At 61.8% G+C, this 12,577-nt stretch carries 8 protein-coding genes and 1 other RNA gene; 6 read left to right on the top strand and 3 right to left on the bottom strand.

Annotated features, from left to right (window positions below; genetic code table 11):
- The 4 genes from smc (at window position 1) to ABQX22_RS09660 (ending at window position 8,483) form a co-directional block, all read left to right on the top strand.
- A complete protein-coding gene (gene smc, locus ABQX22_RS09675) occupies window positions 1-3,489 on the top strand; it encodes a chromosome segregation protein SMC (RefSeq protein WP_349798867.1) in 3,489 nt (1,162 codons plus the stop codon).
- A 253-nt stretch (window positions 3,490-3,742) separates the two neighbouring features.
- Window positions 3,743-4,591, top strand: coding sequence for a cell division protein ZipA (gene zipA / locus ABQX22_RS09670; protein ID WP_349798865.1), 849 nt, complete (start codon window positions 3,743-3,745; stop codon window positions 4,589-4,591).
- Between the two features lie 194 nt (window positions 4,592-4,785).
- A complete protein-coding gene (gene ligA, locus ABQX22_RS09665; protein ID WP_349798863.1) occupies window positions 4,786-7,140 on the top strand; it encodes an NAD-dependent DNA ligase LigA in 2,355 nt (784 codons plus the stop codon).
- A gap of 176 nt (window positions 7,141-7,316) precedes the next feature.
- Entirely contained in the window at window positions 7,317-8,483 is a 1,167-nt protein-coding gene (locus ABQX22_RS09660; RefSeq protein ID WP_349798861.1) for a zinc-binding metallopeptidase family protein, read from the top strand.
- Window positions 8,484-8,594: 111 nt separating this feature from the next.
- Here ABQX22_RS09660 and ABQX22_RS09655 read toward each other — a convergent pair whose 3' ends face one another.
- Entirely contained in the window at window positions 8,595-9,080 is a 486-nt protein-coding gene (locus tag ABQX22_RS09655; RefSeq protein ID WP_349798859.1) for a GNAT family N-acetyltransferase, read from the bottom strand.
- Window positions 9,081-9,335: 255 nt separating this feature from the next.
- Between ABQX22_RS09655 and ffs the strand changes: the two genes are divergently transcribed.
- Window positions 9,336-9,432: signal recognition particle sRNA small type (ffs, locus tag ABQX22_RS09650), an RNA gene on the top strand.
- A 126-nt stretch (window positions 9,433-9,558) separates the two neighbouring features.
- Here ffs and ABQX22_RS09645 read toward each other — a convergent pair.
- On the bottom strand, window positions 9,559-10,488 hold the full coding sequence (locus tag ABQX22_RS09645; RefSeq protein WP_349798857.1) for a LysR family transcriptional regulator: 930 nt from the start codon (window positions 10,486-10,488) through the stop codon (window positions 9,559-9,561).
- A 271-nt stretch (window positions 10,489-10,759) separates the two neighbouring features.
- Between ABQX22_RS09645 and ABQX22_RS09640 the strand changes: the two genes are divergently transcribed.
- Window positions 10,760-11,887 carry a GGDEF domain-containing protein gene (locus tag ABQX22_RS09640; protein ID WP_349798856.1) on the top strand — a complete coding sequence of 376 codons (1,128 nt, stop codon included), beginning with the start codon at window positions 10,760-10,762 and terminating at the stop codon, window positions 11,885-11,887.
- A gap of 45 nt (window positions 11,888-11,932) precedes the next feature.
- Here ABQX22_RS09640 and msrA read toward each other — a convergent pair whose 3' ends face one another.
- Complete coding sequence (gene msrA / locus ABQX22_RS09635) at window positions 11,933-12,481, bottom strand: peptide-methionine (S)-S-oxide reductase MsrA (RefSeq protein WP_349798854.1); 549 nt, start codon at window positions 12,479-12,481, stop codon at window positions 11,933-11,935.
- Between the last annotated feature and the right edge of the window lie 96 nt (window positions 12,482-12,577).

Genomic DNA, 12,577 nt, shown 5'->3' with positions numbered 1-12,577 from the left:
ATGCGCCTTAAATGCATCAAGCTGGCGGGGTTCAAGTCCTTCGTCGATCCGACGACGGTCAACTTCCCCAGCAACATGGCGGCCGTGGTCGGCCCCAATGGATGCGGCAAATCCAACATCATCGATGCCGTGCGCTGGGTCATGGGCGAAAGCTCGGCCAAGAACCTGCGCGGCGAGTCGATGACCGACGTCATCTTCAACGGCTCCACCAGCCGCAAGCCGGTGAGCCAGGCCAGCATCGAGCTGGTGTTCGACAATTCGGACGGCACCCTGGTCGGCGAGTACGCCAGTTACGCCGAGATCTCCATCCGCCGCAAAGTCACCCGCGACAGCCAGAACAGCTATTACCTTAACGGCACCAAATGCCGTCGTCGGGACATCACCGACATCTTCCTCGGCACCGGCCTGGGGCCGCGCAGCTACTCGATCATCGAGCAGGGCATGATCTCCAAGTTGATCGAAGCCAAGCCTGAGGACCTGCGCAATTTCATCGAAGAAGCCGCCGGCATCTCCAAGTACAAGGAGCGCCGCCGCGACACCGAAAACCGCATCCGCCGCACCCACGACAACCTCGCGCGCCTGACCGACCTGCGCGACGAACTGGGCCGCCAGCTGGAACGCCTGCAGCGCCAGGCCCAGGCCGCCGAGAAGTATCAGGAATACAAGGCCGAGGAGCGTCAGCTCAAGGCGCAGCTGTCGGCGTTACGCTGGCAGGCGTTGAACGCGCAGGTCAGCCAGCGCGAGGCGGTGATCGGCACGCAGGAAACCGGCTTTGAAGCGCTGGTGGCCGATCAGCGCAGTGCCGATGCGTCCATCGAGCGGCTGCGGGACGGTCATCACGACCTGTCCGAGCGCTTCAACCTGGTGCAGGGCCGCTTCTATTCCGTGGGCGGCGACATCGCCCGGGTCGAGCAGAGCATCCAGCACGGCCAGCAGCGCCTGCGCCAGTTGCAGGACGATCTGCGCGAGGCCGAACGCGCCCGTCTGGAGACCGAATCGCATCTGGGCCACGACCGCACCTTGCTCGCGACCCTGGGTGAAGAGCTGGAAATGCTCGAGCCCGAGCAGGAGATGACCCTCGCCGCCGCCGAAGAATCCGCCGCCTCTCTGGAAGACGCCGAAACCCTGATGCGCGGCTGGCAGGAGCAGTGGGACAGTTTCAACCTGCGCTCCGCCGAGCCCCGGCGTCAGGCCGAAGTGCAGCAGTCGCGGATTCAGCAGCTGGAAACCAGCGTCGAACGTCTGGCCGAGCGTCAGCGTCGTTTGAGTGAGGAGCGGCAATTGCTGGCGGCCGACCCGGAAGACGCCGCCATCCTTGAGCTCAGCGAAGACCTCGCCGCGCGCGAGATGGCCATCGAGGAACTGGCCGCTGAGGAAGAGCAGGCCATCGAGCGCCTGGAGCAATTGCGCGTCGAGCTGCAACAGGCCGGGCAATCCCAGCAACAGGCTCAGGGCGACTTGCAGCGCCTGAACGGGCGACTGGCCTCGCTGGAAGCGTTGCAGCAGGCGGCGCTGGACCCCGGCACCGGCACCGCCGAGTGGCTGCGCGACCAGCAACTGAGCGAACGCCCCCGGCTGGCGGAAGGCTTGCAGGTTGAAGCCGGTTGGGAGCTGGCAGTGGAAACCGTGCTGGGCGCTGATCTGCACGCCGTGTTGGTGGACGACTTCAGCGGCCTCGATCTGGCCGGTTTCGAGCAGGGCGATTTGCGGCTGGTCACGCCGGCTGCCGACATTGCGCGTGTGCCCGGCAGCTTGCTGGACAAGGTCGACACCCACGTTGACCTGACCCATTGGCTGGGCCAGGTTCGGCCGGTTGAAAGCCTGGACGACGCGCTGGCCCTGCGCAGCCAACTGGCGGTCGGACACAGCCTGATCAGTCGCGACGGCTACTGGGTCGGTCGTGATTTTTTGCGGGTCCGTCGCGCCAGCGAAGCCGAAAGCGGGGTGCTGGCCCGTGGTCAGGAGTTGCAACGGCTGGCCCTTGAGCGCGAGGAGCGCGAAGCGACCCTCATGACGCTGGAAGACCAACTGCTGAACCAGCGCGAGCAGCAGCGCGTTCAGGAAGATAACCGTGAACAAGTGCGCCGCCGCCTGCAGGACGAAGCCCGTCAGCAGAGCGAGCTGAACGCCCGACTGTCCGCCGCCCGCGCCAAGGTCGAGCAACTGACGTTGCGTCGCACGCGCCTGGACGAAGAACTCACCGAGCTGGCCGAGCAGCGCGCCATCGAACAGGAAAGCGTCGGCGAATCCCGCCTGCAGTTGCAGGACGCGCTGGACGCCATGGCCCTGGACACCGAACAACGGGAACTGCTGCTGGCCCGGCGCGACAGCCTGCGCGAGCGACTGGATCGCGTGCGCCAGGAAGCCCGTCAGCACAAGGACCACGCCAACCAGCTGGCCGTGCGTCTCGGCTCATTGAAGGCGCAGCACGATTCGACGCGTCAGGCGCTGGAACGGCTGGAGATGCAGTCCGAGCGCCTGACCGAGAAGCGCGAGCAGCTGGATTTGAATCTGGAGGAGGGCGCCGCTCCGCTGGAAGAGCTGCGCATGAAGCTCGAAGAAATGCTCGAAAAGCGCATGGTCGTCGACGAGGAAATGCGCACCGCGAAAAACGCCCTGGAAGACGCCGACCTGCAATTGCGCGACGCCGAAAAGCGCCGTAACCAAGCCGAGCAGCAATCACAGCTCCTGCGTGGCCAGCTGGAGCAACAGCGCCTGGAATGGCAATCGCTGACCGTGCGCCGCAAGACTCTGGAAGATCAGCTGCTCGAAGACGGCTACGATTTGCAGGGCGTTTTGGCCACGCTCACCGACGAAGCCAGCGAGAAAGCGGCGGAAGACGAGCTGGAACGCATCGCCGCGCGGATCCAGCGGCTGGGGGCGATCAACCTCGCGGCCATCGATGAATATCAGCAGCAGTCCGAGCGCAAGCGCTACCTGGATGCGCAGAACGCGGACCTGGTGGAAGCGCTGGACACCCTGGAAAACGTGATCCGCAAGATCGACAAGGAAACGCGCAACCGTTTCAAAGAGACCTTTGATCAGATAAACAGCGGAATTCAGGCACTTTTTCCAAAAGTTTTCGGTGGCGGCAGCGCTTATTTGGAACTGACGGGCGAAGATTTACTCGATACAGGGGTGACAATCATGGCGCGCCCTCCCGGCAAGAAGAACAGCACGATCCATTTGCTGTCCGGCGGTGAAAAAGCCCTGACAGCGCTGGCTCTGGTTTTCGCGATCTTCAAGCTCAATCCCGCACCTTTTTGCATGCTCGATGAAGTCGATGCGCCGTTGGACGATGCGAACGTAGGACGCTATGCCCGGCTGGTGAAGGAAATGTCCCAGACCGTTCAATTCATCTACATCACCCACAACAAGATCGCCATGGAAATGGCCGATCAACTGATGGGCGTCACCATGCACGAACCCGGTTGTTCACGGTTGGTGGCGGTGGACGTAGAGGAAGCGATGGCACTGGTAGACGCGTGAACGCGTGACAGGCTCGCTGGGAAATGTGGTCATTTGGATAGGCAGTGCAGGCAAACGTACGGTACCGGTACAGACGCCCCTGCATGGCAGATGTACGAGACGGTGTAAAGTTGCCTTTGGTCGTGCTAGCTTAATGGCCACTTTTCTTTTTTTCGCGTGGGAAAACGCCATTCAGAACAGAGAGTTGGCGCCACGTTTTAAAGGGGTTTAACGCCCTTAATTTTCAGATTTTTTACTAGAGGCACGGGATTACATGGAAATCGGTCTGCGCGAGTGGCTGATCGTCATCGGCATCATTGTCATTGCCGGTATTCTTTTTGATGGCTGGCGCCGGATGCGCGGCGGCAAGGGTAAATTGAAATTCAGGCTGGACCGCAGTTTCTCCAACCTGCCGGACGACGAAGAGCCTTCTTCGGCCGAAGTGCTGGGCCCTGCGCGGGTACTGGACAACCAGAAGGAGCCCCAGCTGGACGAGCACGATTTGCCGACCATGAGCGCCGCACGTGAACGCCCGGAACGCGAATCCAAACGCAACAAGCGCAAGGACGAGCCCCAGCAGGGCGACCTGAACCTGGACATGGGCGGCCCCGGCCTGTTCACCGGCCGGGACGATGATTTCCCGGACGACAAGCCGTCGCAGCGCATCACCGAAGACAAGGATCTGCCACCGGTGGAAGAAGTGCTGGTGATCAGCGTGATCTGCCGGGACGAAAGCGGCTTCAAAGGCCCTGCGTTACTACAGAATATTCTGGAAAGCGGCCTGCGGTTCGGCGAGATGGATATCTTCCATCGTCACGAAAGCATGGCGGGTAACGGCGAAGTGCTGTTCTCGATGGCCAACGCGGTCAAGCCAGGCGTGTTCGATCTGGACGATATCGACCATTTCAGCACCCGGGCCGTGAGCTTCTTCCTCGGCCTGCCGGGCCCGCGTCACCCGAAACAAGCGTTCGACGTCATGGTGGCCGCAGCGCGCAAACTGGCCCATGAGCTCAACGGTGAATTGAAGGACGACCAGCGCAGCGTCATGACCGCGCAGACGATCGAGCATTACCGCCAGCGCATCGTCGAGTTCGAGCGTCGTGCGTTGACGCAGCGTCGTTGATTGGTTGGTCTGCGAAATTTTTAATTTGTAGGAGCGCGCTTGCCCGCGATAGCAATCTGTCTTCACCCCATGCGGTGACTGACAAAACTCAATCGCGGGCAATGCGGATCGCCGCCCCGGGCGCTCCCACAGTGTCAAACGCAATATCGATTGAGCAGCCACGGCTGCTTTTTTGCTTTTCGAGATACCACCCTATGAAAGCCGCCGAAACCCGAATCCTGGCATTGCGTGCCGAGCTGGATCAGCACAACTACCGCTACCACGTGCTCGACGAGCCGAGTATCCCCGACGTCGAATACGATCGCCTGTTCCATGAGCTCAAGGCGCTGGAAGCGGAAAATCCTCATCTGGTGACGCCGGACTCCCCCACCCAGCGGGTCGGCAGCGCGGCGCTCTCGGCGTTTACGCAAGTGCGCCACGAAATCCCTATGCTGAGCCTGGGCAACGCGTTCGAAGAAAACGACATGCTCGAGTTCGACCGGCGGGTCACAGAAGGCCTCGACCTGCCCATGAAGGACGCGGGGGCGAAAGTCGAATACAGCTGCGAACCCAAGCTCGACGGCCTGGCAGTGAGTCTGTTGTATCAGAACGGCGCCTTGGTGCGCGGCGCCACACGCGGGGACGGCTCCACCGGCGAAGACATCAGCGTCAACGTGCGCACGGTGCGTAACATCCCGCTCAAGCTCCACGGCAAAGGCTGGCCCGAGACCCTGGAAGTGCGTGGCGAAGTGTTCATGTCCAAGGCCGGCTTCGAGCGCCTGAATGCCAGCCAGCTCGAAGTCGGCGGCAAGACCTTCGCCAACCCGCGTAATGCCGCCGCCGGCAGCCTGCGCCAACTGGACTCGAAGATCACCGCCAACCGGCCGCTGGAATTCTGCTGCTACGGGCTGGGCCAGGTGTCCGCCGATATTTCCGACACCCACATCGGCAACCTCAAGCAGCTCAAGGCGTGGGGCATGCCGGTCAGCCGTGAGCTGAAAGCGGCCAATGGCATCGAAGACTGCCTGGCGTACTACCACGACATCGGTGAGCGGCGCTTGGCCTTGCCCTACGAAATCGACGGCGTGGTGTTCAAAGTCAACAGCATTGCAGCGCAGCGTGAACTGGGTTTCCGCGCCCGCGAACCGCGCTGGGCCATCGCCCACAAATTCCCGGCCATGGAAGAGCTCACCGAGCTGCTCGATGTCGAGTTCCAGGTGGGGCGAACCGGTGCGGTGACACCGGTGGCCAGGCTCAAGCCGGTCAAGGTCGCGGGGGTCACCGTCGCCAATGCCACGCTGCACAACATGGATGAAGTGGCGCGTCTGGGCCTGATGATCGGCGATACCGTGATCATTCGCCGGGCCGGCGATGTGATTCCGCAGGTGGTGCAAGTGGTGCTGGAGCGTCGGCCTGAAGACGCACGCCCCGTGCAGATCCCGGAAACGTGCCCGGTGTGCGGCTCCCATGTCGAGCGCACGCAGCTGATCAAGCGCAGCAAGGGCAAGGAAACCGTCAGCGAAGGCGCGGTTTATCGCTGCATCGGCCGTCTGGCCTGCGGTGCGCAGCTCAAGCAAGCGATCATTCATTACGTGTCACGCCGGGCGATGGACATCGAAGGGCTGGGCGACAAGACCATCGAGCAACTGGTGGACGAAAAACTCATTGGCTCGCCGGCCGATCTGTACAAGCTGAAGTTCGAGCAGATCATCGACCTAGAGGGCTTCGCCGAGATTTCCAGCAACAAGCTGCTCAAGGCCATCGCCGACAGCAAGACGCCGACCCTGGCGCGGTTCATCTACGCGCTGGGCATTCCGGACGTCGGCGAAGAAACGGCCAAGGTGCTGGCGCGTTCATTGGCGTCTCTGGATCGGGTCAAACAGGCGCTGCCTGAAGTGCTCACCTATCTGCCGGACGTCGGGCTGGAAGTGGCGCATGAGATTCACAGTTTCTTCGAAGACGCCCACAACCAGGACGTCATCGGCGCACTGCTGGGCGAGTGTGGCATGGTGCTGCAGGACACCGGCGACCTGGGCGCGGAGTTTGCGGCCAGCGCGACACTGGGCGGGATGCTCGACAAGCTGAACATCCCGTCGGTAGGGCCGGGCGCTGCGCAGAAGCTGGCAGACAAATTCGGCTCGCTGGACGGCGTGATCGAGGCTGACTGGCTGGACATGCGTCAGGCGCTGCCGGAGAAGCAGGCCAAGGCGGTGCGTGATTTCTTTGACGTGAAAGCCAATGCCGAGCGTGCTGTCGCCATCGAGCAGCAGCTGCGCGACTTCGGCATGCACTGGCAGAGCGAGAAGAAAGTGGTCGAAGGCCTGCCGCTGGCGGGACAGACTTGGGTGCTGACCGGTTCGCTGGAGCTGATGAGCCGTGACGTCGCCAAGGACAAGCTGGAAAGCTTGGGCGCCAAGGTGTCGGGCTCGGTCTCGGCCAAGACCCATACCGTGGTGGCTGGGCCGGGCGCCGGTTCGAAGTTGACCAAGGCCAATGAGCTGGGGTTGAAGGTGATGGATGAAGAGGGGTTTGTTGCGTTCCTGAAAAAGCACGACATTTCAGTCGAGTGACGTTGTAGGAGCGCGCTTGCCCGCGATGGCGTTCGGTCAGTCGGTGGATGTGTCACAGACCGATCGCTATCGCGGGCAAGCGCGCTCCTACACGCAATCTGTCTTCAGCCCACAAAATCCACGGAACCGCGCCAAACGCCGATGATCTAGTGCTTGCACCTTAAAAGGAGATCGTCATGTTCCAGTTCTTCGAACAGCTCAGCTCACGAATTGCCGCGCCTTTTGTCGGTGAAACCAAACGAAACAGCAAGGTCTGGCAATGCCGCTGTGGACAGTCGATCTTCTTTCGCAACAGCCAGTGCCTGGCGTGTTCGGCCGCGTTGGGCTACCTGCCTGAACAGGGGAAAGTGGCCGCGCTGGACCCGGGGCCTGACCTGGGCACCTGGCGCCTGAGCGACGAACCCGGAGCAGGCCTGTACCGGCGCTGCGCCAACCTCGACACACCGGCGGCGTGCAACTGGCTGTTTCCAGCACACAACCTCGGAGACTTCTGTGTTGCCTGTAGCCTCAACAAGACGATCCCCGATCTCTCCGTCCCGGAAAACCCTGAGCGCTGGCTGAAAATCGAAACCGCCAAGCGGCGCATGGTGGCTCAACTGATCACCCTGGGGTTGCAGGTCATCCCCAAAAGCGTCGATGAAGAGCGCGGCCTGGCGTTCGAATTCCTCGGTACGGACCTCGAAGGCCAGACCCCGACCACGGGCCACGCCAACGGCTTGATCACACTGAACGTCGACGAAGCTGATGACGCGCTGCGTGAGAAAGCGCGGGTTCAGATGCACGAACCGTATCGCACCCTGCTCGGGCATTTCCGTCACGAAGTCGGCCATTATTACTGGGACCGTCTGATCGCCAACACCTACTGGCAGGATGGGTTCCGCAACCTGTTCGGCGATGAGCGCGCCAGTTACGCCGATGCGCTCGATCATCACTACAAGAACGGCGCACCGGCGGACTGGCCGCAGCATTTCGTCAGTGCTTACGCCACCATGCACCCGTGGGAAGACTGGGCCGAAACCTGGGCCCATTACCTGCACATGATGGACGCGGTGGACACGGCGCTGAGCCTGGGCATGAGCGCCCGGGACATGGAACTCGATTACCTGCCGTTCCCGCTGGAGACCCTGTACGACCCGCAACACCCCGGCGGCCCGGCGTTCCTGGCGTTCGTCAATGCCTGGATCGAGTTGGCGGGGATGCTCAACGAACTGTCCCGCGCCATGGGCCAGCCGGATTTTTATCCGTTCGTGGTGCCCCCGGCCGTGGTTACCAAGCTGCACTTCATACACCTGGTGATCCAGGGTGCGGGTGGCAAGGCGGATGAAGTGCTACAAGTTTCCTAAGATGCCGTCGAACCTGTAGGAGCGGACTTGTTCGCGAAGAGGGTAGGGCTGATACGCCAGATAGTCCGCTTCGCCAACAAGTTGGCTCCTACAGAGGTACAGCCCGGTAACTCACAACGCCAACACCATCCGCCGCTCATACGCCGAGCGCCCGCGATAGGCCGTGCCGCTGTCGACCCAGCCGAGCTTCGAATAAAGCTGTATGGCCGGCTGGTTTTCCGGGTCCACGGACAGCATCAGTTGCCGAACCTGCGGCCACACCGCCTGCACTAAATCGGGTAAACCCTGCAGGCAGTACTTGCCCAGTCCGCGGCCTTGCCATTCGACGTCCACCATCAGCGCGTGCAACGTGGCCGCATCATCGTCGGCCCACGGTGGCAGTAACCGCCCACGCTTGAGCAGGAAAAACCCGCGCGGCGTGTCATCCACCAGCAACGCAAAGCCCCGGACATGATCTTCCGACGCCGACACCAGCGTGTTCAACGCGCCGAAAATATCCCCGGCGTACAGCTTTTGCGCGTGGGGCAACTCCAGCAATTCAAGCTCTTCCCGCTGAACCGCCCTCAGCGCCTCATGACCTACCACTTCCAGTTTCATGTACGGCCTTCACGTTGTGCGCAGGCGGGCATTATGACGTGGCCGTCGCTGCTCTGTGCAAACACCTCTTTGCGATTGGCTGCACCTTGGGTAACGATGCGTGCACAGGGAAGGGCAGACTGTCCAGCGCGAAACCCACGGCACACAAGTGCTTGAGCCCTATCAAATTTTAATCCGACACCAACGGTTGTAACTTCTTGTGAGACCGGTACAATGGCGCGGCTCGCCGGATGGCGAGCGTCGTTATGGTGACCCCATCGGTCCCCCCGCAACGATTACCCGTGAACCTGGTCAGATCCGGAAGGAAGCAGCCACAGCGGGAACATTGTGTGCCGGGGTGTGGCTGGTGGGGTTGCCTCCATAACGCTTCTGCTTGGCCCATCTCCTTCTGCATATCCACCCAGCGCCGGATTCACCTCAGCGTCGGGTTCTCTCGTGTCTGTCCTTCAGGCCGCCGACGCACCGTTGCGCCAAGCACTTATGCACTCAATGTACTGCCCGCCGGCGTCAGGCCGTCGCTCAGCGCCGTCAGCAGCGCGTGGACTTTCGGCAGCGCCTGACGGCTCTTGAGCCAGACCAGGTTCATCGGCAGGCCCTCAGTCGCCAGGTGCGTGAGCACTTCCACCAGCGTGCCGTCCTCAAGCTGGCGTTTGACGGCCCACGTTGGGAGTTGCGCGATGCCGTGTCCTGCGACCACCGCCACCACTTGCGCTTCACCGTCACCGATGGCCACCCGACCGCTCAATACCCTGCGCTCCATGTCTCCCGCCTGTGTCCCGGCGATGTGCCAGGGATTAACCAGACCATCACTTCGTCCGTAGACCACGCAGCTGTGGTGTTCCAGATCGCGGTCGGTGCGCGGTTCGCCGCGTTGGCGCAGGTACGCGGGCGATGCGCAAAAGATCAGCCGCTCGGCGCCCAGATAACGGTGCCCCAATGCCTGCGGCCAGACATCCGGACCGCCAATGCGCACGACGATGTCGATGCCTTCTTCGACCGGGTCGACAAAGCGATCGGAAAACGAGATGTGCGGGTGCAGCAGCGGATGGTCTTCCACGAACCTGAGGATGACCGGCAGGGCGTGCAGTCGGCCGAACGAGGCGGGGAGGTCGATGCGGACCTTGCCGTGGGGGGCCGCGCTTTCGGCGTGCAACGAAAGTTCGGCTTCCTCAAGATCGGCCAGCACGCCGGTGCAGGTGCGGTAGAACACCACGCCTGCGTCGGTCAGGGAAAGACGCCGCGTGGTGCGCTGGAACAGGCGGGTCTGCAAGCGGGCTTCCAGGCGCGCGATGCCCTTGCTGACCGCAGAACTGGTCAGGTTCAGGCGCTCGGCCGCAGCGGTGAAACTGCCCAGATCCGCGACGCTGACGAACACATCGATGCCCTTGAGTCGTTCTGACGAAAACATCGCGCGCGCCTTATTGGTGAATACGTTTCCCGGGAAGCGAAAGAATATAGCTGTAACGCGCGATGAATTCGTTAATTTATACGCGCACTGAATCGATTCCGGTTCTGGTCCGAGGGCTAATTTGCCTCGTGCCGCTTCTCGGTGCCGGCAGAGATCGTCTGCGCAGAGTATTTCAACGTGTTTCCGGTTGTTGAGACGTATTGGCGCTGTTCGCAGTGCTAGCCGGATGCCACAATACGCGCCTTCGTGTCCTCATGATCGGGCGGATCAAATGGATTGCCTTGAAATTCAATGTGACCCGGATTCCCTTATCGCGGAGCAGGTTCGTACCGATCGATTGCAGCAGCTGTTTCGCCAATCGGTGTATGCAGTGGCCGGCAGCTACATGGCCGCGCTCATGCTGGCCTGGTTGTGCTGGGAGCGCTTTGACCCTGTTGCCGTGGAGGGATGGCTGTTCCTCCTTACGGTGTCGACGCTGCTGCGTGTTTGGATGTTCGTTTCCTACCTGCGCGTCCCCGAAAGTGATCGAACGCCCCAACGCTGGGAAATGAGGTACTGGCTGACGCTGGTGTTCTCGGCGAGTGTCTGGGGCATCGGGGCGCTGGTGGTGATGCCGCCGGACGACCTGCTGGCGCAAGCCCTGGTGATGCTGTTTACCGTGGGCATGTCGGTCGCCGCGGTCTCGTGCTATTCGGCCTATCGCTACATGACCCTTGTGTCCATGGGCCTGGTGCTGCTGCCTTGCACGGTCTGGCTGTTGTTTCAGCCACTGGCGATGCAAGTGGGCATGGCGCTGTCGACGCTGGTGTTTGCCTCCTTCGTGATCAGCGCGACGCGCAAGCTGTCCGACGCGCTGGAGCAGGCATTTCGGCTGACTCGTGAAATGGAGCGGGCGCACAGCATTTCCAACTATGCCGCGCAAACCGACGAGCTGACCGGCCTGAAAAACCGCCGGGCTTTCTTCGAGGGGGCGCAGCAATTGTTCGGCGACTGCAAGCAGGGCCAGCGGCCTTTGTGCGCGTTGATGCTGGACATGGACCATTTCAAGCAGATCAACGACACCTACGGCCATCAGGCCGGCGACCGGGTGTTGCGGCAAATAGGTGCCGTCATCGCGGCGTCGTTCCGCGCCGCCGATCTGCACGGCAGGATGGGCGGCGAGGAGTTCGCGGTGCTGTTGCCCGACACCTCGCTTGAGGTCGCACGGGACATTGCCCAGCAGGTGGTACGCATCATTGCGGACCTGAAGAGTGAACAGGTTCAGCGCATGACTGCCAGTGTGGGTGTGGCGTCCACTGAGTCCGGCGATAAAGACCTGTATCACTTGTTGAATCGTGCCGATGAAGCGCTTTACCAGGCCAAGGCGCTGGGCCGCAATCAGGTGGCGATCGCTTTATAGAGGCACCGCCCACGCCATGAAAAATCGCCCCGAGGGGCGATTTTTTTATGCGGAAACATCTGCGGGTGACGCCTTCGGCGCGCTTGATTCAGACCTCACCGGCAGTTTCCACTGCGGCCGGATGAAGTGGCAGGTGTAGCCGTTGGGGATGCGCTCGAGATAATCCTGATGCTCGGGCTCCGCTTCCCAGAAATCACCGGCCGCCGCGATCTCGGTGACCGCCTTGCCGGGCCAGAGGCCTGACGCATCGACGTCGGCCACGGTGTCCTCGGCGATGCGCTTTTGCGTTTCATCGAGGTAGAAAATCGCGGAACGGTAACTCACGCCCCGATCATTGCCCTGCCGGTTCGGCGTGGACGGGTCGTGGATCTGGAAGAAGAACTCCAGGATTTGCCGGTAGCTGATCTGGCTTGGATCAAACACGATTTCGATCGCTTCAGCGTGGGTGCCGTGGTTGCGATAGGTGGCATTGGGTACATCGCCGCCGCTGTAACCGACGCGGGTGGAGGTGACACCGGGGTAGCGCCGAATCAGATCCTGCATGCCCCAGAAGCAGCCGCCGGCGAGGAGGGCGGTCTCGGTTTGCGTTGTCATTTTTTTCAATCCTTCCATCAGTGAACGTAACGGCCGAATGCATGAGTCGTCAGCCAGTGTGCTCGCGGGTAATCGATTCGTGCAAGCGCAGGCGCG

Origin of the sequence: Xanthomonas sp. WHRI 1810A (assembly GCF_040202885.1) — a bacterium.
Lineage (GTDB): Bacteria > Pseudomonadota > Gammaproteobacteria > Pseudomonadales > Pseudomonadaceae > Aquipseudomonas.
Note: the sequence above shows the minus strand (reverse complement) of the source record. Positions and strands in the feature narration are given on the sequence as shown.